25 protein-coding genes are annotated in these 24,048 nt (G+C 61.0%); 4 read left to right on the top strand and 21 right to left on the bottom strand.

Translation table 11 applies throughout. The annotated features are described in order from the left end of the window. The first annotated feature begins 221 nt into the window (after window positions 1-221). The gene (gene recF, locus AZF01_RS20845; RefSeq protein WP_024706753.1) at window positions 222-1,346 is read left to right on the top strand and encodes a DNA replication/repair protein RecF; all 1,125 of its coding nucleotides are present in this window, start codon (window positions 222-224) and stop codon (window positions 1,344-1,346) included. A gap of 8 nt (window positions 1,347-1,354) precedes the next feature. On the opposite strand, the gene AZF01_RS20850 is transcribed toward recF, so the two are convergent. The 10 genes from AZF01_RS20850 to cyoA form a co-directional block, all read right to left on the bottom strand. Then, window positions 1,355-1,558 carry a SlyX family protein gene (locus tag AZF01_RS20850; protein ID WP_036236057.1) on the bottom strand — a complete coding sequence of 68 codons (204 nt, stop codon included), beginning with the start codon at window positions 1,556-1,558 and terminating at the stop codon, window positions 1,355-1,357. 132 nt (window positions 1,559-1,690) lie between these two features. Continuing rightward, a complete protein-coding gene (gene nrdF, locus AZF01_RS20855; protein WP_024706751.1) occupies window positions 1,691-2,668 on the bottom strand; it encodes a class 1b ribonucleoside-diphosphate reductase subunit beta in 978 nt (325 codons plus the stop codon). A 17-nt stretch (window positions 2,669-2,685) separates the two neighbouring features. After that, window positions 2,686-4,851 carry a class 1b ribonucleoside-diphosphate reductase subunit alpha gene (gene nrdE / locus AZF01_RS20860; RefSeq protein WP_036236053.1) on the bottom strand — a complete coding sequence of 722 codons (2,166 nt, stop codon included), beginning with the start codon at window positions 4,849-4,851 and terminating at the stop codon, window positions 2,686-2,688. Between the two features lie 44 nt (window positions 4,852-4,895). Then, a complete protein-coding gene (gene nrdI / locus AZF01_RS20865; RefSeq protein ID WP_024706749.1) occupies window positions 4,896-5,297 on the bottom strand; it encodes a class Ib ribonucleoside-diphosphate reductase assembly flavoprotein NrdI in 402 nt (133 codons plus the stop codon). A 120-nt stretch (window positions 5,298-5,417) separates the two neighbouring features. Continuing rightward, window positions 5,418-5,639: a glutaredoxin-like protein NrdH gene (gene nrdH, locus AZF01_RS20870; RefSeq protein ID WP_024706748.1), complete on the bottom strand. Its 222-nt coding sequence runs from the start codon at window positions 5,637-5,639 to the stop codon at window positions 5,418-5,420. Window positions 5,640-6,321: 682 nt separating this feature from the next. Beyond that, the gene (locus AZF01_RS20875; RefSeq protein WP_024706302.1) at window positions 6,322-7,071 is read right to left on the bottom strand and encodes an SURF1 family protein; all 750 of its coding nucleotides are present in this window, start codon (window positions 7,069-7,071) and stop codon (window positions 6,322-6,324) included. Between the two features lie 276 nt (window positions 7,072-7,347). Continuing rightward, a complete protein-coding gene (gene cyoD / locus AZF01_RS20880; RefSeq protein ID WP_024706301.1) occupies window positions 7,348-7,806 on the bottom strand; it encodes a cytochrome o ubiquinol oxidase subunit IV in 459 nt (152 codons plus the stop codon). Continuing rightward, window positions 7,803-8,411: a cytochrome o ubiquinol oxidase subunit III gene (gene cyoC, locus AZF01_RS20885; protein WP_024706300.1), complete on the bottom strand. Its 609-nt coding sequence runs from the start codon at window positions 8,409-8,411 to the stop codon at window positions 7,803-7,805. Before cyoC ends, cyoD begins: the two co-directional genes overlap by 4 nt. Continuing rightward, window positions 8,408-10,390, bottom strand: coding sequence for a cytochrome o ubiquinol oxidase subunit I (cyoB, locus tag AZF01_RS20890; protein ID WP_024706299.1), 1,983 nt, complete (start codon window positions 10,388-10,390; stop codon window positions 8,408-8,410). The genes cyoC and cyoB overlap by 4 nt, the downstream gene beginning before the upstream one ends. Next, entirely contained in the window at window positions 10,390-11,496 is a 1,107-nt protein-coding gene (gene cyoA, locus AZF01_RS20895) for a ubiquinol oxidase subunit II (RefSeq protein ID WP_244435487.1), read from the bottom strand. The genes cyoB and cyoA overlap by 1 nt, the downstream gene beginning before the upstream one ends. A 572-nt stretch (window positions 11,497-12,068) precedes the next feature. Between cyoA and AZF01_RS20900 the strand changes: the two genes are divergently transcribed. Beyond that, window positions 12,069-12,473: a hypothetical protein gene (locus AZF01_RS20900; protein WP_024706297.1), complete on the top strand. Its 405-nt coding sequence runs from the start codon at window positions 12,069-12,071 to the stop codon at window positions 12,471-12,473. A gap of 245 nt (window positions 12,474-12,718) precedes the next feature. After that, window positions 12,719-14,344, top strand: a complete 1,626-nt coding sequence (gene pgi / locus AZF01_RS20905; protein WP_024706296.1) for a glucose-6-phosphate isomerase — start codon at window positions 12,719-12,721, stop codon at window positions 14,342-14,344. A gap of 82 nt (window positions 14,345-14,426) precedes the next feature. Here the strand turns inward: pgi and AZF01_RS20910 are convergent, their stop codons facing one another. The 7 genes from AZF01_RS20910 to AZF01_RS20935 all read right to left on the bottom strand — a co-directional run bounded on the left by AZF01_RS20910 (window position 14,427) and on the right by AZF01_RS20935 (window position 18,425). Beyond that, window positions 14,427-14,663: a hypothetical protein gene (locus AZF01_RS20910; protein WP_024706295.1), complete on the bottom strand. Its 237-nt coding sequence runs from the start codon at window positions 14,661-14,663 to the stop codon at window positions 14,427-14,429. A gap of 108 nt (window positions 14,664-14,771) precedes the next feature. Then, a complete protein-coding gene (locus AZF01_RS20915) occupies window positions 14,772-15,002 on the bottom strand; it encodes a hypothetical protein (protein WP_024706294.1) in 231 nt (76 codons plus the stop codon). A gap of 155 nt (window positions 15,003-15,157) precedes the next feature. Then, window positions 15,158-15,388, bottom strand: a complete 231-nt coding sequence (locus AZF01_RS20920; protein WP_081725649.1) for a hypothetical protein — start codon at window positions 15,386-15,388, stop codon at window positions 15,158-15,160. 308 nt (window positions 15,389-15,696) lie between these two features. After that, window positions 15,697-16,653, bottom strand: a complete 957-nt coding sequence (gene tal, locus AZF01_RS20925) for a transaldolase (protein ID WP_024706292.1) — start codon at window positions 16,651-16,653, stop codon at window positions 15,697-15,699. Window positions 16,654-16,658: 5 nt separating this feature from the next. Next, a complete protein-coding gene (locus AZF01_RS24145; protein WP_156484753.1) occupies window positions 16,659-16,829 on the bottom strand; it encodes a hypothetical protein in 171 nt (56 codons plus the stop codon). A gap of 144 nt (window positions 16,830-16,973) precedes the next feature. Then, a complete protein-coding gene (locus tag AZF01_RS20930) occupies window positions 16,974-17,858 on the bottom strand; it encodes a bifunctional helix-turn-helix domain-containing protein/methylated-DNA--[protein]-cysteine S-methyltransferase (RefSeq protein WP_024706291.1) in 885 nt (294 codons plus the stop codon). Between the two features lie 75 nt (window positions 17,859-17,933). Next, window positions 17,934-18,425, bottom strand: coding sequence for a DUF2244 domain-containing protein (locus tag AZF01_RS20935; protein ID WP_024706290.1), 492 nt, complete (start codon window positions 18,423-18,425; stop codon window positions 17,934-17,936). 21 nt (window positions 18,426-18,446) lie between these two features. Between AZF01_RS20935 and nth the strand changes: the two genes are divergently transcribed. Further along, window positions 18,447-19,199: an endonuclease III gene (gene nth / locus AZF01_RS20940; protein WP_036235610.1), complete on the top strand. Its 753-nt coding sequence runs from the start codon at window positions 18,447-18,449 to the stop codon at window positions 19,197-19,199. Between the two features lie 10 nt (window positions 19,200-19,209). Here nth and AZF01_RS20945 read toward each other — a convergent pair whose 3' ends face one another. The 4 genes from AZF01_RS20945 to AZF01_RS20960 all read right to left on the bottom strand — a co-directional run bounded on the left by AZF01_RS20945 (window position 19,210) and on the right by AZF01_RS20960 (window position 24,016). After that, on the bottom strand, window positions 19,210-20,067 hold the full coding sequence (locus tag AZF01_RS20945) for a D-amino-acid transaminase (RefSeq protein WP_024706289.1): 858 nt from the start codon (window positions 20,065-20,067) through the stop codon (window positions 19,210-19,212). Window positions 20,068-20,178: 111 nt separating this feature from the next. Further along, window positions 20,179-20,883 carry a sulfate transporter family protein gene (locus tag AZF01_RS20950; RefSeq protein WP_024706288.1) on the bottom strand — a complete coding sequence of 235 codons (705 nt, stop codon included), beginning with the start codon at window positions 20,881-20,883 and terminating at the stop codon, window positions 20,179-20,181. 170 nt (window positions 20,884-21,053) lie between these two features. Continuing rightward, entirely contained in the window at window positions 21,054-21,596 is a 543-nt protein-coding gene (locus AZF01_RS20955) for a hypothetical protein (protein ID WP_024706287.1), read from the bottom strand. A 251-nt stretch (window positions 21,597-21,847) separates the two neighbouring features. Continuing rightward, on the bottom strand, window positions 21,848-24,016 hold the full coding sequence (locus tag AZF01_RS20960; RefSeq protein WP_024706286.1) for a malate synthase G: 2,169 nt from the start codon (window positions 24,014-24,016) through the stop codon (window positions 21,848-21,850). Window positions 24,017-24,048 lie beyond the last annotated feature (32 nt).

Consider the following 24,048-nt stretch of genomic DNA (forward strand, 5'->3'; position numbering starts at 1 on the left):
TACGCATCGTTCTTTCCGAAAATCGATTCCGATTTTCGGAAAGAACGATGCGCTAGAGATTGGAGGCGTCGGGATATGCCCGACGCCTTTCTTGTTTGTTGATCCCGCCGCCCGATCCGCTACGCCGGGATGACGGAGGACCAAGGCAGACCGTGGATCCGGCCTTTCACCGGCTGCGCTTTTGTCCCATAAGGGGCGAACCGACAAGAACAGAAACCGCCATGCTGCCTTCCATCTTCCTCACCGCGCTGAAACTGACCGATTTCCGCAACTATCCGCAGGCCGGGCTTGCGCTGGACGGGCGGCATGTGGTGCTGACGGGTGAGAACGGTTCGGGCAAGACCAATCTTCTGGAGGCTGTCTCCTTTCTCTCGCCCGGACGCGGCATGCGGCGGGCGTCCTATGCGCAGGTGGTGCGCAAGGGCGCGCCGGCCGGTTTCACCGTGTTTTCCGAGCTTGAGGGCATGGAAGGCAGCGTCGCCATCGGCACGGGCACGGATGGCGCGGAGGGGACGGGGCGCAGGGTCCGCATCAACGGCACCCAGGCGGCGTCCGGAGACGAACTCCTTGATCATGTCCGGGTGATCTGGCTGACGCCGGCCATGGACGGGCTTTTCACCGGACCGGCGGGCGATCGCCGGCGGTTTCTCGACCGGATGGTGCTGTCGATCGATCCCGCCCATGGCCGCCGCGTTGCCGATTTCGAGCGGGCCATGCGCTCGCGCAACCGGCTTTTGTCCGAGCGGCGGACGGAGCCTGCCTGGCTTTCCGGGCTTGAGGAACAGATGGCGGGGCTTGGCGTCGCCATGGCGCTGGCGCGGCGTGAACTGCTGTCGCTCCTGACCGGGTTGATCGCCGAAAGCGAGGCGGGTTCTCCCTTCCCTGCGCCCGAGATCGCGCTTGCCGGCTTCTTCGCCGACGCGGCGGATGCACCGGCAATCGATCTTGAGGATCGCTATCGGGCCGTGCTGGAGGAGGAACGCTTTCGCGATGCGGCCGCCGGACGCACGCTGGAAGGTCCGCACCGCAGCGAAATGGCGGTGCGCCATGCGCAGAAGGAGATGGACGCCGCCCTTTGCTCGACGGGCGAGCAGAAGGCGCTGCTGCTCGGCCTTGTGCTGGCGCATGCGCGGCTGACGCGCCGCATCAGCGGCCATCCGCCGGTGATGCTGTTTGACGAGGTGGCCGCCCATCTGGATGAGGGGCGGCGCGCTGCCCTTTTCGCCCGCATTGCCGAAATCGGCGGCCAGGCCTTCATGACCGGAACTGACCGCTCGCTGTTTGAGGCGCTCGGCGATGACGGTCAGTTCTTCACTGTGTCTGACGGCAAAATTCGCGCCGACTGAGATGCGCCTCAGTAATGCGGCGGCTTGGTGACGGCGGGCCGTTCGCCGGCGCTTTCCTCAAGCTCGAGAAAGCGGTCGGTCAGAAGTTCGAACTTTTTCTCGAGACTCTCGATCTTCTTCCACTGTTGAGCCACCTGATCGGATAGCTCGTCAATGGTCTTGGTCTGGTAGGCGACGGTTTCTTCAAGACGGACAATGCGCTCTTCAGTCATATCAGCCTCCATGTTTTCCTGGGATGGGTCGGCGTATCATCCGCGAGGTAGGAATGTTTGCCGCCCCTGTCAACAAAGCAAAGGCGGCTCCATGCGGAACCGCCTTTGGTCATGCGGATGATCCGCAAGCGATCAGAAATCCCAGTCGTCATCCTCGGTGGCGACCGCCTTGCCGATGACATAGGACGAGCCGGAGCCGGAGAAGAAGTCGTGGTTCTCGTCGGCGTTCGGCGACAGCGCCGACAGGATTGCCGGATTGACCTTGCAGGCTTCCGCCGGGAACAGCGCCTCGTATCCGAGATTCATCAGCGCCTTGTTGGCGTTGTAATGCAGGAAGGCCTTCACGTCCTCGGTCAGGCCGACGCTGTCATAAAGCGCCTCGGTATATTTCGATTCGATCTCGTAAAGCTCGAACAGAAGGCCGAAGGCAAAATCCTTGATCGCCTGACGCTCGTCCTCGGAGACCTTCTTCAGGCCCTGCTGGAACTTGTAGCCGATATAATAGCCGTGAACCGCCTCGTCGCGAATGATCAGCCGGATCAAATCGGCGGTGTTGGTCAGCTTGGCGCGGCTCGACCAGTACATCGGCAGATAGAAGCCCGAATAGAACTGGAAGCTCTCGAGGAAGACGCTGGCGATCTTTTTGCGCAGCGGGTCGGTCGCGCGGTATTCGTGCAGGATCAGACGCGACTTCTCCTGGAGAAACGCATTTTCCTCCGACCAGCGATAGGCGTCGTCGACCTCGGCCATCGAGCACAGCGTCGAGAAGATCGACGAATAGGAGCGCGCGTGCACGGCTTCCATGAACGAGATGTTCGACAGAACCGCCTCTTCATGCGGCGTTACCGCATCCGGCATCAGGCTGATGGAGCCGATTGTGTTCTGTATGGTGTCGAGCAGCGTCAGGCCGGTGAAGACGCGGATCGTCAACTGCTGCTCGTTCTCCTTCAGCGTCGACCATGACGGAATATCGTTCGACAGCGGCACCTTCTCCGGCAGCCAGAAATTGCCCGTCAGACGGTTCCAGACTTCGAGATCCTTCTCGTCGGCAACGCGGTTCCAGTTGACGGCGCGCGGCACGGCGATGGCGGGTTTGGTCTGCATGTTCATGGTTTTCTTGCCCTTCATCACAGGCTGCAGGAGACGCAGCCTTCGACCTCGGTGCCCGAGAGCGCCATCTGCCGAAGACGGATGTAATAGATGGTCTTGATGCCCTTCTTCCAGGCGTAGATCTGCGCCTTGTTGACATCGCGGGTGGTCGCCGTGTCGCGGAAGAACAACGTCAGCGACAGGCCCTGGTCGACATGCTGGGTGGCAGCCGCATAGGTGTCGATGATCTTTTCCGGTCCGATCTCGTAGGCGTCCTGGTAATATTCGAGATTGTCGTTCGACATGAACGGCGCCGGGTAATAGACGCGGCCGATCTTGCCTTCCTTGCGGATCTCGATCTTGGACACGATCGGGTGGATCGAGGCCGTGGCATTGTTGATGTAGGAGATCGATCCGGTCGGCGGCACGGCCTGCAGGTTGCGGTTATAGAGCCCGCCCTTCATCACCGCGTCCTTCAGCGCCAGCCAGTCTTCCTGCGTCGGCAGGTCGATGCCGGCCTTTTCGAACAGGTCGCGCACGCGCTCGGTCGCCGGCGCCCATTCCTTCTCGGTATATTTGTCGAAATATTCACCGCTGGCATATTTCGAGTTCTCGAAGCCGGCAAAGGAGACGCCGCGTTCGACGGCGATCCGGTTCGAGGCCTTCAGCGCGTTATAGGTCACGGCGTAGAAATACATATTGGTGAAATCGACGCCTTCCTCCGAGCCGTAGAAGATGCGCTCGCGGGCGAGATAGCCGTGCAGGTTCATCTGGCCAAGCCCGATGGCGTGGCTCTCGTCATTGCCCTTTTCGACCGACGGCACGGAGGAGATGTGGCTCATGTCGGACACGGCCGTCAGCGCGCGGATCGCGGTATCGACAGTGCGGCCGAAATCCTCCGAATCCATCGCCATGGCGATGTTCATCGAGCCGAGATTGCAGGAAATGTCCTTGCCCATATGCTTGTAGGACAGGTCCTCGTTGAATTCGCTGGCTTCCGAAACCTGCAGGATTTCCGAGCAGAGATTGCTCATGGAAATCCGGCCTTCGACCGGATTGGCGCGGTTGGCGGTATCCTCGAACAGGATATAGGGATAGCCGCTCTCGAACTGCAGTTCGGCCAGCGTCTGGAAGAAGGCGCGGGCATTGATCTTCTTCTTGCGGATTTCCGGGTTGTCGACCATCTCGCGATAGTGCTTGGAAATCTCCACCTCGGTCATCGCCTTGCCGTAGACGCGTTCGACGTCATAGGGCGAAAACAGGTACATGTCCTCATTGTTGCGGGCGAGCTCGAAGGTGATGTCCGGGATCACCACGCCGAGCGACAGCGTCTTGATGCGGATCTTTTCATCCGCATTCTCGCGCTTGGTGTCGAGGAAGCGCATGATGTCCGGGTGGTGGGCGTTGAGATAGACCGCGCCAGCGCCCTGGCGCGCGCCAAGCTGGTTGGCGTAGGAGAAGGAGTCCTCGAGCAGCTTCATCACCGGGATGACGCCGGAGGACTGGTTCTCGATCTTCTTGATCGGCGCGCCGTGCTCGCGAATATTGGTGAGCGAAAGCGCCACGCCGCCGCCGCGCTTGGAAAGCTGCAGCGCCGAATTGATCGAGCGGCCGATACTCTCCATATTGTCTTCAACGCGCAGAAGGAAGCAGGACACAAGCTCGCCGCGGCTCTTCTTGCCGGCGTTGAGGAAGGTCGGCGTCGCCGGCTGGAAGCGGCCGGCGATGATTTCATCGACCAGTGCGGTCGCAAGCTGCTCGTCGCCCTTGGCCAGCGCCAGCGCCACCATGCAGACGCGGTCCTCATAGCGCTCCAGATAGCGTTTGCCGTCAAACGTCTTCAGCGTATAGGCGGTATAATATTTGAAGGCGCCGAGGAAGGTCTGGAAGCGGAACTTCTTGTCGAAGGCATGGTCCCACAGGTCGCGCACGAAGTTGAAGGAATACTGATCCAGCACTTCCTGCTCGTAATAGCCTTCATCGACCAGATAATCGAGCTTTTCCCGGAGGTTATGGAAAAACACGGTGTTCTGGTTCACATGCTGCAGAAAATACTGCTTGGCCGCCATCCGGTCCTTGTCGAACTGGATGTGCCCGTTCTCGTCATAGAGATTGAGCATCGCGTTCAGCGCGTGATAGTCGAGCGCCGCCGCCTTGGTCTTGGCGGAGGCCTTTTCAGAGCCCTTGTCGGCGCTTTTCTCCATGCCCGTTTCCTGAACGGTTTCGTCCTCGGCGCTTGTGGCCACCCTCAGTTCTGCCGTTTCCAAAACTCTTCCAGTCCCTGTCTGACGTTGATGACATCCTCTTCCGTCCCGAGCAGTTCGAAACGATAGAGGTACGGTACCTTGCATTTCGCGGAGATGATGTCGCCGGCAATGCCGTAGGTCTCTCCGAAATTCGTGTTTCCGGAAGCGATGACGCCGCGGATCAGCGCCCTGTTCTCCGGATTGTTGAGGAAGCGGATGACCGGCTTCGGCACTGCGCCGCGTCCGTCGCCGCCGGCATAGGTCGGCACGACGAGGACATAGGGCGCATCCACCGTTTCCGTATCCCCCTGGGGGCCGAGGCGTCTTGCCTCGAGCCCGGTCTTGGTCACGAAACGGTGCGTATTGCCCGTGGCGCTGGAATAATAGACGAGCATGCCCGTCATCCCTTTCCCTCTTCACCAGCACGGCGCGTCCTTTGACGCGCCGTCTTGTCCTTGCTGCGCCCGCTGCGTTTTCCCGCGCGGGCGCGCTCGCGCGCCGGCCCTCGGGCCGGCATTACACGGTCAGGCGAGGGTGCCGATCATGTCCGGGCGGAAGCCGGACCAGTGCTGTTCGCCGGCAACGACGACGGGCACCTGGCGATAGCCCATGCCGACGACATGGTCATAGGCTTCGTTGTCCACCGACACGTCGACGACTTCATAGTCGAGGCCCTTGCGCTCGAGCGCGCGGGTCGTCGCATTGCACTGCACGCAAGCCGGTTTGGAGTAGACAGTGATCTTCATCGTTATCCTCGCATAATCATTGTTTTTCAAAAGCGCCGATCATATCGCCGGCGCTTTCCCGCGCATCTTGCGGAGCCGGCCATGTTGATCATCAACAGGATCGGCTCCGGACCGGACCGTTGCCGGCCGAAAGCCGGGGAAGGCGCGGCGGTTGCAAGTCGTCACCGCCACTCTCTCTCAACAGTCTCCTCGAACGCATTGACCGGACTGGCGTTTTCATGCCTCAGAAGTCGGCACGGCGCGCGCTGTCCACGGGGAACATCACTTCGACACATGCTTATGAGGACTCAAAACCTTGAAGACCGGACGCCGCTGACGCATCAGCTTGATTCGATAGAATCACCATAACACAATATCTGCGAACTGAAATGCCCGAACTCACCATATATAGTGTTTCGCACGCATGAATTCCATATTCACAGTTAACACAATATGACAGGGGGAATGATACAGGAAGTGTCTGCGGCCCCGTAGGCCGGGGCGCGCGGGCCGGACGAATCGCATTCGCCGAAATGTCGATATGGCGAAAGATGACTGCTCGCCACCCTCATCGGCTACCAACCTGTGGTAGAACCCGCACGCGGGCGCGATTTCTTCATCGCTTTCCACAGGCGGAAAAAGGTGACGGCCAAGCTCGGCCCTATCCGCAGTGCCGCCGAAGCGCGCGCTGCCGCGGAAAGGCCTATTCCCCGTCTTCTTCCGGCGGCGGCCGCGTGCCCCATACGCCTTCATAGCGCAGCACCAGCGCATAAAGGGCAAGCGTGCCGAGCGCCATGGCGAACCAGGTCAGCGCGTAGCTCAGATGTGCGTTGCGGAACTTCACCACTGTCAGCCCACCGATCGGATAGCCGCCCGGATTGACGGTGCTGTCGGCATCGATGAAATAGGGGGCAAAGGGTCTCAGCCCCTTGGTTGCCATGATCGAGGCCACGTCGCGACGGTACCAGTTCCCGTTCTCCGGATCGTTGGCGCGCGAGAACAGCCAGCCCTTGTCCTCCGACATGCGCAGGAGGCCGGATATGGTCACTTCGCCTTCCGGCGCCGAGCGGGTCGAGCGCGCGCGCTTTTCCTCCGGCACGAAGCCGCGATTGATCAGCACATAGCTGCCGTCCGGACGCAAAAGCGGCGTCATCACGAAGTAGCCGGGCCCGAGTTCGGTCGGGTAGTAGATCTGCACTTCCTGACTGTTGATGAGCTTGCCGGTGACGGTCACGTGGCGGTAGGCATCTTTCGCGCGCGTGATCTCAGGCCAGTCGGCGGGGCCCGGCGCCGGCACGGCCGGGGCTTCCACCCGCGCCTCGACGGCAGCGATCAGGTCAAGCTTCCATTGCAGGCGATAGACCTGCCAGATGCCGAGCGCCGCGAAGCCGGCGAAGATCACGGCCGCGACGGCGGTGATGGCGATCAGACGTTTTCTGGAGGAGGCGACCATGGCGAATTTCCTTCCCGACCGCCGGAATGCAGCGGCCTGTCGCGGGTTCTAGAGCGGTTCCGCCATTCTTGGAAACGCGCAACCGCTCCATCTATTTGTTTTGACGCATTTTCGCGGACGTCAGATGTTTCCATCTGACTGCGAAATGCTCTAGCGCATCGGCCCGAGAATCGGAATCGATTTCCGGAAAGCCCGACGCGCCGTCAACGGCTCTTGAAACAAAAACGCCTCCCCGCGGGAGCCGAGGGGAGGCGGAAGACGCGGCAGGGCAAAGGCTTACTGCTGGCCCTGGACGATGATGTTGCCGGTGACGCCGGCATCGCGCAGCTGCTGGGCAATCTCGGGCGTGGCGCAGACGATCGTGCCGTCATCGAGATAGGTGTAGCCGCTTTCCGGAAGGGGCATCATGTATTTGTTCATGTTGTGCATGACCCAGAGCGAGCCGGCGAGCACGATCAAGAGCAGGATCAGGGCCAGAAGCGAGGATGCCATGGTCCAGCCTTCTTCCTGGTGGCTGCTCAGGAGCAGGAAATATTTCAGATGCACCAGGATCTGCGCCGCGGCGCAGATCATGACCACGGCAATCAGGAAACCCTTGCTGGAGATCGCGTCGGCCATCACCAGTCCGAAGGGAATGATGGTGAGGAGGGCCGCCAGGATAAAGCCGGTCATCAGCGACTTGAAGCTGCCGTGACCATGGCTTTCGTGGGATGCATGTTCGTTGGCTGAACTCATAGAACCACTCCCGTAAGATAGACAAGCGAGAACACGCCGATCCAGACCAGATCGAGGAAGTGCCAGAACATCGACAACGTCGCCGTGCGCCGGCGCGTCGCTTCGGTGAGGCCCTTGCGCGACAACTGGAACAGAAGAACGATCAGCCAGATCGTGCCGAAGGTGACGTGCAGGCCGTGCGTGCCGACCAGGGTGAAATAGGCCGAAAGGAAGGCCGAACGGTCCGGCGTGGCGCCGAGTTCGATGAAGTGATGGAATTCATAGATCTCCATCGCCAGGAAGCCGACGGCGAAAAGGCCGGCGACGATCAGCCACTTCATCAGGCCTGCCTTGTCGCCCTTGTCCATCCGCAGCATGCCCATGCCGAAGGTGACCGAGGAGAACAGCAGAAGCGCCGTCTCGATAAGGGCGAAGTCGAGCTCGAACAGGTCGGCCGGCGAGGGGCCGCCCGCATAGGAGCGGCCCAGAACGGCATAGGTTGCAAAGAGCGTGCCGAAGATCAGGCAGTCGCTCATGAGGTAGATCCAGAAGCCGAGCTGCGTCGGGCTGCTGTGATGGGCGTGTTCGTCGTGATGCGTATCGCCCGTCTGATCAGCGATCGTCATGCATAAGCCTCCTTGGCCTTTTCCTGGTCACGGGCGACCTCTTCGGCAGGAATGTAGTAGTCGCGGTCGAAATCGAAGGTGTGGTAGATGATCGTGCCGATGGCCGCGAGGAAGCTGACGATCGCCAGCCACCAGATGTGCCAGACAAGGGCGAAGCCGAGCGCGAGCGCGAAGAAGGCGGGGACGATGCCGGCCCAGGTGTTCTTCGGCATGTGGATCGGCTGGTAGTCCGTCGACCACTTGAAGCCCTGCTTCTTCATCTGCCACCAGGCGTCGCGGCCGGTCACGACGATATCCTGCGGGAAGTTGTAGGCCGGGACCGGCGAGAGGGTGGCCCATTCCAGCGTGCGGCCGTTCCACGGATCGGGACCGCATTTCAGCTTCTCACGGTTCCTGATCGAGACCACGAGCTGGATAACGGTGCAGGCGATGCCGGCGCCGATGGTCAGCATGCCGATGCAGGCAATGACGAAGTAGATCTGCCAGCCGACATCGGTATAGCTCTGCAGCCGGCGGGTCACGCCCATCAGGCCGAGGATGTAAAGCGGCATGAAGGCGATGTAGAAGCCGATGCACCAGAACCAGAAGGAGCGGCGGCCCCATTTGTCATCGAGCTTGAAGCCGAAGACCTTGGGCCACCAGTACTGGTATCCCGCCATCAGCCCAAAGACCACGCCGCCGATGATGACGTTGTGGAAATGGGCGATCAGGAACAGCGAGTTATGCAGCTGGAAGTCCGCCGGGGGCACGGCGAGCATGACGCCGGTCATGCCGCCGATGGTGAAGGTGATCAGGAAGCCGACCGTCCAGTACATCGGCGTCTCGAACCGGATGCGCCCGCGATACATGGTGAACAGCCAGTTGAAGATCTTCGCGCCCGTCGGCACGGCGATGATCATCGTGGCAATGCCGAAGAAGGTGTTGACGCTGGCGCCCGAACCCATGGTGAAGAAGTGGTGCAGCCAGACGACGAAGGACAGCACCAGAATGCAGGAGGTCGCATAGACCATCGACCGATAACCGAAGAGCGGCTTGCCGGAGAAGGTGGCGACCACTTCGGAGAAGATGCCGAAGCACGGCAGGATCAGGATATAGACTTCCGGGTGGCCCCAGATCCAGATCAGGTTCACATAGAGCATGGGGTTGCCGCCCATGTCGTTGGTGAAGAAGTGCATGCCGAGATAGCGGTCGAGCGCCAGCATGGCGAGCGTTGCCGTCAGCACCGGGAAGGCGGCGACGATCAGCACGTTGGCGGCAAGCGTCGTCCAGGTGAAGACCGGCATGCGCATCATGGTCATGCCCGGCGCGCGCATCTTCAGGATCGTGGCGATCATGTTGACGCCGGACAGCGTCGTGCCTATGCCGGCGATCTGTAGAGACCATATGTAATAATCGACCCCCACATCGGGCGAGTATGCGATCCCCGAAAGCGGCGGCATGGCAAGCCAGCCGGTGCGGCCGAGCAGGCCGATGAACAGCGACACGTTGAGCAGGATCGCGCCGGCCACCGTCATCCAGAAGGAGAAATTGTTGAGCCAGGGGAAGGCGACGTCGCGCGCGCCGATCTGCAGGGGCATGGCGATATTCATCACCCCGACCAGGAAGGCCATGGCGAAGAAGAAGATCATGACCGTGCCGTGGGCGGTGAAGATCTGGTCGAAATGGTGCGGCGGCAGATAGCCCTGCGCGCCGCCTGCGGCGATCGCCTGCTGGGTGCGCATCATGAAGGCGTCGGTGAAGCCGCGGAACAGCATCACCAGCGCCAGCACGATATACATCACGCCGATCTTCTTGTGGTCGACCGAGGTGAACCACTCGTTCCACAGATAGGCCCATTTGCGGTGATAGGTGATCAGGCCGAAAACGGTCAGCGCCGCGATCACGACGGCAGCGAAGGTGACGTCGAGAATGAGAACGTCATAGGGAATGTCATCCCAGCTGAGCTTACCGAATATGATGTTCCAGAATTCAGATCTCATTAGTGCCTCACGGGTTCAGAAGCGTTCGACGCGCTGTCGTCGCCGGGAATATGGGTCACGGTCTGGTTCGGATTCTTGATATTGACCGGACCGCGTCGCGGCTCATCGGGATTGGCGTGGAGCACACCGTCGAATTGATGCTGGTCGAAGCCCTCGCCGGGCGGGAACTCGTCGTAAAGATAGCTGTCCTTGGTCTTCACGCCCTGAAGGCCGCCACCGCCCATCATGTCCTGCATCATCATTTCGCCGACGCAGACCTTGCCCGGCTCGACGCAGAGCCCGACGATCCTGTCGAAGAGGTTGTCGGCAACGCCGTTGTAGTAGGAGACGCTATCGGCGACCGTCGGCTTGGCGAGCTGGAGATAGGTCTCGTCGCTCATCGTGTTGGAAGAAGCCTTGACCGTGTTGACCCAGCTGGAGAACTCGTCCTCGGAAACGGCGAAGGTCTCGAAATCCATATGGGCGTAGCCAGGGCCGGAATAGTTGGCGGAGCGGCCGTAGTACTGGCCGGCCTCTTCGGCGACCAGATGCAGCTTCGTCTCCATGCCGGCCATGGTGTAGATCATGCCGGCAAGGGCGGGCACGGCAAAGGTGTTCATGACCGAGCTCGAGGTGAGCTTCAGGTTGACCGGACGGTCCGTCGGGATCACCAACTGGTTGACCACGGCCATGTCCTGTTCGGGGTAGATGAACAGCCATTTCCAGTCGAGCGAGACGACGTCGATCTCCAGGGGCTCGCCGGCGATATGGTCGAGCGGCTTGTAGGGGTCGAGCCTGTGGGTGTAGATCCAGGTCATCGCGCCGAGCGCGATGATGATCATGACCGGCACGCCCCAGATGAACGCCTCGAACAGCGAGGAATGTTCGAATTCCGGGTCGTAGTCATCGGTGGTCTTGCGGCCGTCGCGGTAGCGCCAGGGGATGTAGACCGCGAGCACCAGCACCGGAACGATGATGACGAGCATCAGCACCGTCGATGCGATCAGGAGGTCGCGCTCCTGGTTGGCGACCCAGCCGGCCGGGTCGAGAAGAATGAGCTGACAGCCCGACAAGAGAAGCGCAAGCGGCAAAAGCAGCGCCGGTTTCAAAAGCTTGTATAGGTTCACAATCGCCTTCATTCTCTAAAATGACGCCGGATTGCGCGGATAATCCGGACTTGATTGTCGATGACATGCCCGCCGGCCCTGGCCCATCGTCCCCGCGGCGACCGAACGCTTAAGTGCAGGCATTTCCTAAAGACAGCCCCCTGTCTTGCCGGACGGCTGCCTCATCATGGCGGTCTCATACGCATATTTAGACCAGAAATGAAACGTGTCCGTCCTGTGGCATTTTGGCACAAGGCCGCATTCGCGTCACCTTGGCGCCATGCTTTTTGCCCGCGATGCGTGAATTATGCCACGAAAATTGGCAATCGGCAGGTTGGAGCAGCGTCTGCGGGGGTGCCGATTGCAGCTTTCATTGATCTGACTCAAGCCCGTCGACTTCCAGAGCTGTGTCAGGCTGCGCTGATATTGCAACGCAAAAGGGGGCTCGTGCGTTATCTCCACACGATGCGTCTCAACGACCTCCGATCCGTTGGACGGCAACGCATTTTCAGGAGTTGCGCAATCGCGTGAAGATATGCGACAATACGCCACATGTGACAAACTGCGCACAACCGTTTCGAGGAGGAGACGAGATGTCAGGCCTGTTTTTCTTTCCCTATGTAACGAGCGCCATCGGCGTGTTGCTCGGGGTTTATCTGACCAATGAACTGCGGGAGTATGACCGTCGGGATTATTTCCTGCGCGCCTGCTTCATCTTCGTGATCAATCTGGTGATTTCCTACCTTCTGGAATACGCCTTCCCGCGCGAGGCCGTCGGCAGCGAGGGCATGGCGCTTTCCACTGCCTATTATATGGGCCTGTCGATCTACGCCGTTGTTCCGGGTCTCGCCTTCGGCCGCTTCACCGCGTTTCGTGCCCGCAATATGGGCCACGACAAGTCGGTCGCCTACTGGAGCGCGATCCCCTTCGTGTTCATCTATTTCATGCTGGTCGCCCACAAGCGCGAGGATCATGCCTCGCCGCGCGCGGCCAGCTGATCATATCACAGACAGTCTTTCGCGGACCGCGTGCCATGAGGCGCGCGGTCTTTTTTTGTCTGAGGCTCGGCACGGGCACAGGCCAAAGCATAAAGCGCGGTCCTGCGGTTGATTTTCCGGCTTCGCCCGCCTTCAATGTCAAAAAAGCGTTCGATTTCGACGGCATGATTGAGCACAATCATATTCAATCGTTTTAGGAACGCGCTATAAGCGAGTGAACCAAGTCTTTTCAGGGAGCCATCGACATGAACGCCCTTATCAATTCCCTCAGGGAAACCGTGACGCGCACCAATGCCGAGGATTTGCGGGCGGCCTTTGCTGCCGATCCGGCCCGCTTTGACCGTTTCAGCCTGCGGTTCGAAGATCTGCTGATGGATTTCTCCAAGACCGCCGTCAATGACGCGGTTGTGGCGGAGCTCGCCAGGCTTGCCGAAGAGAAGGGCGTTGCCGAAAAGCGGGCGGCGATGTTTGCCGGCGAGAAGATCAACCTCACCGAGGACCGCGCCGTCCTGCATACGGCGCTGCGCAACCGCGCCAACACGCCGGTAACGGTCGACGGCGAGGATGTCATGCCCTCGGTCAACGCGGTGCTGGAGGCGATGGGCGCGTTTGCCGACGGCATTCGTTCCGGCTCGATCAAGGGCGCCACGGGCAAGGCCTTCACCGATGTGGTCAATATCGGTATCGGCGGCTCGGATCTCGGCCCGGCCATGACCACGCTGGCGCTCGCGCCCTATCACGACGGACCGCGCCTGCACTATGTTTCCAATATCGACGGCGCCCATATCGCCGATACGATCGCCGGGCTCGATCCGGAAACGACGCTGTTCATCGTCGCCTCCAAGACCTTCACCACGATCGAGACGATGACCAATGCCAGGACGGCGCGCAAGTTCATTGCCGGCGCGCTGGGCGAGGACGCGGTCGGCCACCATTTCTCAGCCGTCTCCACCGCGCTCGACAAGGTCGCCGATTTCGGCATCGACGCCGCGCGCGTCTTCGGATTCTGGGATTGGGTCGGCGGTCGCTACTCGATCTGGTCGGCGATCGGCCTGCCGCTGATGATCGCGATCGGGCCGAAGAATTTCGGCGCCTTCCTCGACGGCGCCCATGCGATGGACAAGCATTTCCAGGGCGCTCCGGTTATGGAGAACCTGCCCTTGATGCTCGGCCTCATCGGCTATTACCAGCGCGTCGTGCTCGGCTATCCCTCGCGCGCCGTCATTCCCTATGACCAGCGCATGTCGCGCTTTGCCGCCTATCTCCAGCAGCTCGACATGGAGAGCAACGGCAAGTCGGTGACCGTAGAGTCTGAGGATGTGACGACGCCGACCGGCCCGATCGTCTGGGGCGAGCCCGGCACCAATGGCCAGCACGCCTTCTTCCAGCTCTTGCACCAGGGCACCAACATCATCCCGATCGAATTCATGATCGCCGCGAACGGCCACGAGGCGGATTTGCGCCACCAGCACCAGCTCTTGATGGCCAATTGCCTTGCGCAGTCGGAAGCGCTGATGAAGGGGCGGACGCTGGATGAAGCGAAGGCCCAGCTTCTCGACAAGGGCATGGATGCCGCGACCGCCGGGAAGATCGCGCCGCACCGCGTCTTTTCCGGTAACCGGCCGTCGATCACCTTCGTCTACGATGCGCTGACGCCCTATGCGCTCGGCCGGATGATCGCGCTTTACGAGCACCGCGTCTTCGTCGAGGGCGTGCTCTTCGGCATCAATTCGTTCGACCAGTGGGGCGTGGAACTCGGCAAGGAACTGGCAACCGGTCTTCTGCCCGTGGTCTCGGGCAGCGAAAGCGCGGAGGGGCACGATTCCTCGACCAGGGGGCTCGTCTCCGCGCTTCTGGCGGCCGCCAGCTGAATTCAACTTGTCAGGCACAAGAAAAGGGCGGCCGCTGTTTGCGGTCGCCCTTTCTGCTTCGCCCAGGAAAACGAGGAAGCGATCAGTTGCTGCTTTCGCGCACCTGATCGACGAAATCGAGCTTGCCGTCTTCGCCGACGCGGAAATAGTTCTGGTAGCGATCGCCGAACTTGCCGGTCGATTCGATGGTGACCGTGCTGCCGACAGGCGCCTTGTTGAAGGTGCCGGTTTCCGGAATGGCCGAAGGCTGGATCGCGAAGGCGGCCGGCGCGGCGGCGAGAACGGAAACGAGGGCGGCGGATGCGAAGATCTTGTTCATGATAGTCTCCTTATTGGAATTTGTGTGGGTTGGCTGATCTGCCCGGATTACGGCGTTTGGAGAAAGAAGGATGATCGTCCTTTGCTCCATGGCCTCCGGGATGTCTGATTAGTTGGTGCGGTACTGATCGACGAACTTGAGTTCGCCGTCTTCGCCGACGCGGAAGTAGTTATCGTAGCGATTGCCGAACTTGCCGGTCGTTTCGATGGTGACCGTGCTGCCGACCGGGGCCTTGGTGACCTTGCCGGTGTCCGGAATGGCCGACGGCTGGATCGCGAAGGCGGCCGGCGCTGTGGCGAGTGCGGAAACGATGGTGACGGATGCAAAAATCTTGTTCATGACAGTCTCCTGACTGAATTTCTCTGATGGGTCGGATGTAGGTTTAATCATTTGATTAACAAGAGGCCGAAAGACGGAAGACGTATTTTTTATCGTGTCCGCCGGGTGTGCTGCCCCTAAAGCTCAGGGGCGCAGGCCTCTTGTTTGTCGAAAAATCAGTTGGCCGAGTCCTGGAACACGAAGTCGAGTTCGCCGTCTTCGCCGACGCGGAAATAGTTCTGGTAACGGTTGCCGAACTTGCCGGTGGATTCGATGGTGACGGTGCTGCCGACGGGGGCCTTGGTGACCTTGCCCGTTTCCGGAATGGCGGAGGGCTGCAGCGCAAAGGCGGCCGGAGCGGCGGCGAGAACGGAAACAAGGGCGGCGGATGCGATAAACCTGGACATGGTGATGAACTCCTGTGTCATCGTTGTTGCGTTCGATGACCGGGAGTTAGGGTTTAATCAATCGATCAACAAGTCGCCGAATACGCACCGCAGCGTTGCTCAAATGTTGACGCTGACAGCCTTGAAAAATCGCCGCCGAAGACGGTCCTGAAAAGGGCGTCGGCGGCGTGGCTCAATATTTTTTAAATAAAAACAATTCTTTAAATAGAAAACGAAGGCGCGTGCGAAAGACGCGGCGCGCATGAAAAACAGAAAAACCCGGCCGCCAGGGCCGGGTCGCGTTTTCCATCTGTCTGACGTTTTTGTGATCAGACGTCGAGTTCCTTGGCGACGCGCGTGCGCAGCTTCCCGAGGTCGGCGGCGAAGTTGCGGATGCCTTCGGCGAGCTTCTCGGTGGCCATGGCGTCCTCGTTCATCATCCAGCGGAAGGTCTGCTCGTCCATCTCCACCTTGGGTTCCGGCTCGAAGGCTTCCGGCGAGAGCTTGCGCTCCAGCTTGCCCTGGTCGGCCTCGAGTTCTTCGAGCAGGTTCGGCGAGATCGTCAGGCGGTCGCAGCCGGCGAGACCCTCGATTTCCCCGGTGTTGCGGAAGGAGGCGCCCATGACCACGGTCTTGATGTCGTTGGACTTATAGTAGTTGTAGATCGAACGCACCGACAGGACGCCAGGATCGGTCTCGGCGGTGTAATCCTCGCCGGTCGCCTTCTTGTACCAGTCAAGGATACGGCCGACGAAGGGCGAGATCAGGAAGGCGCCGGCATCGGCGCAGGCGATCGCCTGGCACTTGGAGAACAGAAGCGTCAGGTTGCAGTCGATGCCTTCCTTCTGCAGCACTTCGCAGGCGCGGATGCCTTCCCAGGTCGAGGCGAGCTTGATCAGGATGCGCTCGCGGCCGATACCGCGTTCCTCGTAAGCCGCGATGATTTCATGCGCCTTCTTGATCGAGCCTTCGGTGTTGAACGACAGGTCGGCGTCCACTTCGGTGGAAACCCGGCCCGGAACCAGATCGACGAGCGCCGCGCCGACATCGATCGCCAGACGGCTGGCAACGGCGTCGACAACAGCATCGCTGTCGCCGGACTGGGACTTGCCCCATTTGATCGCGGCGGCGAACTGCTCGTCGAACATATCGGTCGACAGCGCCTTCAGCACGATGCTGGGGTTGGTCGTGCAATCGACCGGCTTGAGCTTGGCGACGGCCTTGATGTCGCCGGTATCGGCGACGACCGTTGTCATCTCGCGCAATTGGTCAAGTTTGGAAGCCATGATCTTCATCCTTCGTTTTCCGGGTTCGCGGCAGAAAGGCCGGCGAACCGCTCTCGATTTCTTAAGCCGAACAGCATTCGCGCCTTTTCGGCGCCGTCTGCTGCCAAGGCTAACGCGCCGCGGTGATCTTTCAATGACTGTTGGCAAACATCGGCGCCGGACGCAAGCGCCGACATCCGCTGTAATTCGCCCGCGACTATCGCAAGGCGCTGCTTCGCAAGTCAAGGCAAGATATCAATCGATTTAGACAAGGATTTGACCGGTCGCAAACGGCCTCGATAAATTTGTCGGCGCCGGCGCGAGGCATTGCCGAGGGCGGATCAGGCGCGTCCCGCTTCCCAGCCCAGCATGGCGCGCTTGCGCGTCAGGCCCCAGTGATAGCCGGTGAGCGCGCCGGACTTGCCGAGCGCGCGGTGGCAGGGCACGACGAAGGACACCGGATTGCGGCCGATCGCGGCGCCGACCGCGCGCGAGGCCTTCGGGCGACCGATCTCGCAGGCGATCTCGGAATAGGTCTTGGCCCTGCCGAAGGGGATCTTCAGAAGACTTTCCCAGACCTGGACCTGGAAGTCCGTGCCGATGAGCACGACCTTGAGCGGCCGGTCCTCCGCCCATTCGGCCGGATCGAAGATGCGGCGGGCATAGGCCTCGGTCATCGGCCCGTCCTCGAGATAGCATGCTGCCGGCCAGCGCGCGGACATGTCCTCAAGTGCCGTCTTCTCCTCGCCGGGATCGGCAAAGGCGACGCCGGCCAGCCCGCGCTCCGTCGCCATCACCAGCGCCGTGCCGAAGGGGGAGGGGTGAAACCCGTAGCGGATGACGAGCCCGCCGCCGCCCGCCTTCCATTCGCCGGGCGACATGCTCTCATGCGTAACGAACAGGTCGTGCAGCCGGCCCGGTCCGGAAAGCCCGAGTTCGTAGGAAGTGTCCAGCAGCGGCAGCTTCTCCTCGCCGAGCAGGCGCTTGGCATGGTCGAGAGTGATTGCCTGGAGGAAGGCCTTGGGCGAAAGCCCTGCCCAGCGGGTAAAGGTCTTCTGCAGACTGGTCGGCGACATGTCGAGCCGCCGCGCGATTGTCTCGAGGCCCGGCTGCTCGCGGTACTCTTCGCTGATCATCGCGATGACCTTGCGCACGACGTCGTAGTCCGCGCCTGAGGGCGTTATCTCGATGGGTTCTTCGGTCATGGTTTCAAGAATGGCGTTCATCGTCCTGGCCTCCTTCGGAACAGGAAGGAAACACGCTTCGGCGTCACGTCGCCACCCGAAACTTGCGCGTGGCGCTCAAATGCGCTGTTTGACGGTGGCCAGAGCCTGTTTCAGCGCCGCGGCGAAACTCTCCCGGTCGTCCGGATTGAGGAAGGCGCCGATCTCGAGCCGTTCGTCGCGGCTCAAGAGCCGCATGCCGGTAATGCCGAATTCTTCGTGGCGGTCGACGGCAAACCGCGTCCAGAAGGGGTTGAAATGGGTCTCGCTCATCCGTCCCGAGGGCGTGATCTTGCGCACGGAGACGGAAAGCCTGGAGACGGACACATGTTCGCGCACCCTTGCCGACCGGTAGGACAGCCGGAAAGCGATGTAGAGCGCGACAAAGGCAAGGCCGCAGTAAAGCGCGATCGGCCAGGCCCCATGGGCGGCGAACCACAGCGCATTCGGGAAGAAACCGAGCGCGGCAATGGCGAGCAGCACGCGAAAACCCTTGCGCCCCAAAGAGCGATGGGGGAAAAGTTCAGCCGAAAACACCGGCCGGTCCTCGAACGCATTCACATCGGTCATAGCGTCAGCGATCAGAAAAAGATGACAAAAGCCAAGCCACAAGTGAGCACCCAAAGGGCGAAAAAGTCAAATCCGGCGTCCGCCGGCAAGCGCCCGCCCGCCCGCTCGGCCTATTCGAAGGACGAGATCCGCGAGATCTTCCGGCGGTTTTCGGTGCAGCGGCCGGAACCCAGGGGCGAGCTGGAGCACACCAATCCCTTCACCCTTCTGGTCGCCGTCGTGTTGTCGGCCCAGGCGACGGATGTCGGCGTCAACAAGGCGACAAGGGCGCTGTTTGCGGTGGCCGATACGCCGGAAAAGATGGCGGCGCTCGGTGAGGAACAGCTTGCCTCCTATATCCGCACCATCGGTCTTTATCGCAACAAGGCGAAAAATGTCATCGCGCTCAGCGAACGGCTTATCGCCGATTTCGGCAGCGAGGTGCCGAAGACGCGCGAAGAACTGGTGAGCCTCCCGGGCGTCGGCCGCAAGACCGCCAATGTGGTAATGTCGATGGCTTTCGGGCAAGCGACGATCGCCGTCGACACCCACATTTTCCGCATCGCCAACCGCATCGGCCTTGCACCGGGCAAGACGCCGGATGAGGTGGAGGCGAAACTCGAAAGGATCATTCCGCCCGACTACCTCTTCCACGCCCATCACTGGCTGATCCTGCACGGACGCTATGTCTGCAAGGCGCGCAAACCCGACTGTCCCGCCTGCGTCATCGCCGACATCTGCAAGGCGGCGGAAAAGACCTCAGAAATGCCGGCGCCGCTGGTGCCGATCGGATGAGTTTCGGAAATCAGATCGCATTCGCCCGGCGGTCTTCGATGTAGAGCTCCCGCAGTTTCAGGCTGATTTCGCCCGGCTTTCCATCTCCGATCTTATCGCCGTCAATGGCGATGACGGCCGTCACGAAATTGCTGGCGGAGGTAAAGAAGGCTTCCTTTGCCGCCTTGACCTCGTCGACGGAAAACGGGCGTTCTTCCACCTTGAAGCCGTTGCGGGCGGCGATCTCCAGCGCCGAGGCGCGGGTGATGCCGGGGAGCACCACGCGCGACAGCGGGCGGGTGACGATCACATCGTCAGCGGTGACGATATAGGCGGTGGCGGAGGTCTGCTCGGTGACGAAACCGTCCTTTACCAGCCAGGCATCGTCCGCGCCCTTGTCATGGGCTTCCATCTTGGCAAGGCTCGGGTAAAGAAGCTGGACCGTCTTGATATCGCAACGCCCCCAGCGCAGATCCTCGAGCGTGACCACGGTAATGCCCTTCTTCGCCGAGGCGGACTCGATCACGTTCTTCTTCTGGGTGAACATGGAGAAGGTCGGTGCCATGTCCTTTTCGAACATGAAGTCGCGATCGCCGGGATTGCCGCGCGAGACCTGGAGATAGATCAGGCCCTCGCGCATGTCGTTGCGTTCGGCGATCTCCCGGTGCAGCGTCAGCAGTCCATCGTCATCGACGGGCAGTTTGATGCCGATCGCATCCGTGGAGCGTTTCAGCCGCGCGGCATGGCCGGGGTAATCCAGAAGCTTGCCGTCGAGCACACAGGTGACCTCGTAGATCGCGTCGGCAAAGACATAGCCGCGGTCGAAGATTGAAACCTTGGCTTCGTCTTCCTGCAGCCACTCTCCGTTCAGATAAACGATACGCCCCATTTTCAAACTCCTGTTCGCCCTTTTCACCATGAAACGGTCATAACCTTGTCGGGTCTTCGATTCAAGGCCGTATTCTTCGTCGTTCGTTGCGAAAATAACGAAAACGACGCATCAAACCACTGCGTCTTCCCGCATCCGCTTGACGATATGCACCATGAAGGCCGTGGCAAACAGCGGCGTCGCCAGGTTGACGATCGGGATCGCGACAAACCCGGCGACGACGAGACCGGCGAGAAACACGGTGAGGCTTTTTTCGCGCCGCAACGCGCGGGCGGCGGCGGGCCCCATGAAGCGCATTGCCGCAAACTCGAAGAACTCCCGGCCGAGAAGATAGCCGTTGACCAGAAAGAAGGCGACCAGATTGACGCCGGGGACGAGCAGAAGCGCCAGCGCGAAAATGTTGCCGAGGATGACGATGCCGAGGAATTTCAACGCTTCCTTCATCGCCGTGAGCACCGGCAAGGCGGTGCCGGGCGGATCGTCAGGGTAGTGCAGGCGCTCGATATGCTCGGCCGCGTCATCGAGAAAGATGCCGGCGACAAAGGCGGACACCGGCGCCATCAGCAGCCCAAGCCCGAGCGCCAGGCCGACGGCAGCGAAGATCAGCAGAACGAAGGTGATCCAGCCCGTCCATTCCGGCATGGTCGGAAACAGGTTGGCAAGGAGGGGGAAGGCGAGCCACAGGAACAGCGAGCGGATGGCAAACCACAGCGCGACGAGGCAGAGCAGGGAGAGGCCCAGCACCTTCCACAGGATGCCGCGCATCTTGGGGTCGATCAAATCCATTAGCGCTTGACGCGCCGCACTTAGAAGCATCGGCAATATCCCGGACCTGGCGTCCGCCGCGCGGGCGCTTCCCTCTCGATTTAGGTCACCGACCGCCGCCCTGCAAGCGCCCGCCTGGAGCGCCGTATGTTCATCCAGCGATGAAAGGAGCGCCTGCATCGCGAAAACCGGAGGCTCGCGATACAGGCGCGGGCCGTTCCTTAAGAACCGGAGCCCGGCTGCTGCTGCTCAGACAGCCAGTCAAGGCTGGCGTGGAGCCCGGTCAGGTCGGCGGTCGCCACTTCCTGGGTGTCGGGGCCCAGATAGCTGACCATGATCTCGTCCCTGCCGACGCGGGCGGCTGCCAGAACCGGCTGGACGATGGCCTGGTCGCGGGTCACGTAACCGCCTTCGGCATCGTCCTTCTTCAGGTCCTTGACCGCGATCGAGACGATGTCATGTCCGTCGACGGCAATCGTGAACACGCCGTCGCGATTGAGCGTCTCCATCCCGGTGATCGTCGGCAGTACCATCATCACCGGCGCATGCGGCTTGTCGGCCTTGACGAAGGCGGGAATGGCAAGTCCGCCGTCGTCGGCCGGCATCTCGCTGGTGGTCAGGCGGCAGGTCATCGCACTGTCGCAGGCCGCATTCCACGTGCCTCCGGAATCAAACATTTCCGCGGCCGAGGCGGCGGTCTGAAGCGAGAGAACACCAATGACTGTCGCGGCAAGACCCGCATAGACGATTTTACGCATCCTCATAAACGTCTTCCTTTCTGCATGTTGACAGCGGCAGAAGGAAGCCAATGATTCCCGCCAAAATTGTGGCGTGTAAATATGAATAATATTACGGGAATTTAAGGACTTGGCGAAAGCCCCGACGCCTTAAGGGTTTGGTTGTGAGGGAACTTCCCAGGGCGGGCAAAACAAATTGCCCGGCCGAAGCCGGGCACAATCAAACCATTGAAAAGGCGTCATTTTGTGAAGGCGCAATGCCGCAAGCCTTGCGCGCTTCAGGCCGCGTCCCTGGCCTTGCGTTCCAGCCTGCGGGCATGCAGCACCGGTTCCGTATAGCCGTTCGGCTGCTCGCGGCCCTTCAGCACCAGGTCCAGCGCCGCCTGGAAGGCGACCGATCCGTCGAAATCCGCGGCCATAGGCCGATAGGCGGGATCGCCCTCGTTCTGGCGGTCGACCACGGCGGCCATCTTCTTCATGGTCGCAACGATCTGTTCCTCGGTGCAGACGCCGTGGTAAAGCCAGTTGGCCATGTGCTGGGAGGAAATGCGAAGGGTCGCGCGGTCCTCCATCAGGCCGATATCATTGATATCCGGCACCTTGGAGCAGCCGACGCCCTGGTCGATCCAGCGCACGACGTAACCCAGAATGCCCTGCGCATTGTTGTCGAGCTCGGCCTGGATCTCCTTCTCCGACCAGTTCGGGCGCACCGCGACGGGAACGGAGAGAATGCTGGTGAGGCTGGCGCGCGGGCGGTCCTTCAGCGTCTCCTGCACTTTTGCCACGTCCACGGCGTGGTAATGCGTGGCATGCAGCGTGGCCGCCGTCGGGGAGGGAACCCAGGCGGTATTGGCGCCGGCCTTCGGCTGGCCGATCTTGGCTTCCAGCATCGCCGCCATCAGGTCCGGCATGGCCCACATGCCCTTGCCGATCTGCGCATGGCCGGCAAGGCCGCATTCGAGCCCGATATCGACATTCCAGTCCTCGTAGGCCGCAATCCAGGGGGCCGACTTCATGTCGCCCTTGCGGATCATCGGGCCTGCCTCCATCGAGGTATGGATCTCGTCGCCTGTGCGGTCGAGGAAGCCGGTATTGATGAAGACGACGCGATCCTTTGCCGCGCGGATACATTCCTTGAGGTTGACCGTGGTGCGGCGCTCCTCATCCATGATGCCCATCTTCATCGTGTTCGGCTTCATGCCGACGATCTTTTCGACGCGGCCGAAGAGCTCGTTGGCGAAGGCGACTTCCTCCGGCCCGTGCATCTTCGGCTTGACCACATACATGGAGCCGGTGCGCGAATTCATGTGGCGGCCGTTTTCGCCGATATCGTAGAGCGCGATCAGCGCGGTGACGGCGGCATCCATGATGCCCTCCGGAACCTCGCGGCCATCGGCATCGAGGATTGCCGGGTTGGTCATCAGATGGCCGACATTCCTGACCAGCATCAGCGAGCGGCCGGGCACCGTCTTCGGATTGCCATCCAGTCCGGTAAATTCGACATCCCCGGCGAGTTTACGGGTGAACGTCCTGCCGCCCTTGGTGACCTCCTCCGTCAGGTCGCCCTTCATCAGGCCGAGCCAGTTGGAATAGGCGAGCACCTTGTCCTCGGCATCGACAGCGGCAACGGAATCCTCGCAGTCCATGATCGCGGTAATGGCCGATTCCAATCCGATATCGCCGATGCCCGCAGGATCATCCTTGCCGATCATGCTGTCGGGATCGACGAACACCAGCGCATGGAGGTTGTTGTTGACGAAATAGAGCCGGAAGGCATCGCCATCCTCTTGCCTGAAACCGGCATACTGCGCCGGATCGGCAAGGCCGGTCTCGCCGGCCGCCGTCTTGACGATCAGCGCGCCGCCATCATAGCCGAAGCCGGTGACATCGGCCCATTTTCCGGCGGCAAGCGGGATGTTTTCATCGAGGAAGGCCTTGGCCCAGGCGATCACCTTTTCGCCGCGCTTCGGGTTATAGCCCTTGCCCTTTTCCGCGCCGTCATCCTCGGCAATCGCATCCGTGCCGTAAAGCGCGTCATAGAGCGAGCCCCAGCGGGCGTTCGCCGCGTTCAGCGCATAGCGCGCGTTCATCACCGGAACGACAAGCTGGGGGCCGGCGATCGTGGCGATCTCCGGATCGACATTATCGGTTTCAACCGAAAAGTCTTCGCCCTCGGGAAGGATATAGCCGATCTCGCGCAGGAAGGCCTCATAGGCCGCCATGTCGGCCGGCGCGCCGTTTTCCTTGTACCAGGCGTCCAGTCGCTCCTGCATGGCATCGCGGGTTTTCAAAAGGGCGCGGTTCTTCGGCGCCAGTTCGTGCACGATCTCCGAAAACCCGGCAAAAAAGGCCTCGGGGTCGACCCCGGTTTCCGGAAGCACCTTTTCGGTGAGGAAATCATGGAGCGTCTTGTCGAATTGAAGGCCGTGTTTGTCGATGCGAGCCATGGGAAACGCCTTTTCGGATGAAATGTCTGCCG

It is taken from the genome of Martelella sp. AD-3 (assembly GCF_001578105.1).
Taxonomy (GTDB): domain Bacteria; phylum Pseudomonadota; class Alphaproteobacteria; order Rhizobiales; family Rhizobiaceae; genus Martelella.

What these genes read in the sequence shown, in the direction of transcription:
- recF (WP_024706753.1), top strand. Translation starts at nt 222, where the DNA reads ATGCTGCCTTCCATCTTCCTCACCGCGCTGAAACTGACCGATTTCCGC.
- AZF01_RS20850 (WP_036236057.1), bottom strand. Translation starts at nt 1,558, where the DNA reads ATGACTGAAGAGCGCATTGTCCGTCTTGAAGAAACCGTCGCCTACCAG.
- nrdF (WP_024706751.1), bottom strand. Translation starts at nt 2,668, where the DNA reads ATGAACATGCAGACCAAACCCGCCATCGCCGTGCCGCGCGCCGTCAAC.
- nrdE (WP_036236053.1), bottom strand. Translation starts at nt 4,851, where the DNA reads ATGGAGAAAAGCGCCGACAAGGGCTCTGAAAAGGCCTCCGCCAAGACC.
- nrdI (WP_024706749.1), bottom strand. Translation starts at nt 5,297, where the DNA reads ATGACGGGCATGCTCGTCTATTATTCCAGCGCCACGGGCAATACGCAC.
- nrdH (WP_024706748.1), bottom strand. Translation starts at nt 5,639, where the DNA reads ATGAAGATCACTGTCTACTCCAAACCGGCTTGCGTGCAGTGCAATGCG.
- AZF01_RS20875 (WP_024706302.1), bottom strand. Translation starts at nt 7,071, where the DNA reads ATGGTCGCCTCCTCCAGAAAACGTCTGATCGCCATCACCGCCGTCGCG.
- cyoD (WP_024706301.1), bottom strand. Translation starts at nt 7,806, where the DNA reads ATGAGTTCAGCCAACGAACATGCATCCCACGAAAGCCATGGTCACGGC.
- cyoC (WP_024706300.1), bottom strand. Translation starts at nt 8,411, where the DNA reads ATGACGATCGCTGATCAGACGGGCGATACGCATCACGACGAACACGCC.
- cyoB (WP_024706299.1), bottom strand. Translation starts at nt 10,390, where the DNA reads ATGAGATCTGAATTCTGGAACATCATATTCGGTAAGCTCAGCTGGGAT.
- AZF01_RS20900 (WP_024706297.1), top strand. Translation starts at nt 12,069, where the DNA reads ATGTCAGGCCTGTTTTTCTTTCCCTATGTAACGAGCGCCATCGGCGTG.
- pgi (WP_024706296.1), top strand. Translation starts at nt 12,719, where the DNA reads ATGAACGCCCTTATCAATTCCCTCAGGGAAACCGTGACGCGCACCAAT.
- AZF01_RS20910 (WP_024706295.1), bottom strand. Translation starts at nt 14,663, where the DNA reads ATGAACAAGATCTTCGCATCCGCCGCCCTCGTTTCCGTTCTCGCCGCC.
- AZF01_RS20915 (WP_024706294.1), bottom strand. Translation starts at nt 15,002, where the DNA reads ATGAACAAGATTTTTGCATCCGTCACCATCGTTTCCGCACTCGCCACA.
- AZF01_RS20920 (WP_081725649.1), bottom strand. Translation starts at nt 15,388, where the DNA reads ATGTCCAGGTTTATCGCATCCGCCGCCCTTGTTTCCGTTCTCGCCGCC.
- tal (WP_024706292.1), bottom strand. Translation starts at nt 16,653, where the DNA reads ATGGCTTCCAAACTTGACCAATTGCGCGAGATGACAACGGTCGTCGCC.
- AZF01_RS24145 (WP_156484753.1), bottom strand. Translation starts at nt 16,829, where the DNA reads ATGTCGGCGCTTGCGTCCGGCGCCGATGTTTGCCAACAGTCATTGAAA.
- AZF01_RS20930 (WP_024706291.1), bottom strand. Translation starts at nt 17,858, where the DNA reads ATGAACGCCATTCTTGAAACCATGACCGAAGAACCCATCGAGATAACG.
- AZF01_RS20935 (WP_024706290.1), bottom strand. Translation starts at nt 18,425, where the DNA reads ATGACCGATGTGAATGCGTTCGAGGACCGGCCGGTGTTTTCGGCTGAA.
- nth (WP_036235610.1), top strand. Translation starts at nt 18,447, where the DNA reads ATGACAAAAGCCAAGCCACAAGTGAGCACCCAAAGGGCGAAAAAGTCA.
- AZF01_RS20945 (WP_024706289.1), bottom strand. Translation starts at nt 20,067, where the DNA reads ATGGGGCGTATCGTTTATCTGAACGGAGAGTGGCTGCAGGAAGACGAA.
- AZF01_RS20950 (WP_024706288.1), bottom strand. Translation starts at nt 20,883, where the DNA reads ATGCTTCTAAGTGCGGCGCGTCAAGCGCTAATGGATTTGATCGACCCC.
- AZF01_RS20955 (WP_024706287.1), bottom strand. Translation starts at nt 21,596, where the DNA reads ATGAGGATGCGTAAAATCGTCTATGCGGGTCTTGCCGCGACAGTCATT.
- AZF01_RS20960 (WP_024706286.1), bottom strand. Translation starts at nt 24,016, where the DNA reads ATGGCTCGCATCGACAAACACGGCCTTCAATTCGACAAGACGCTCCAT.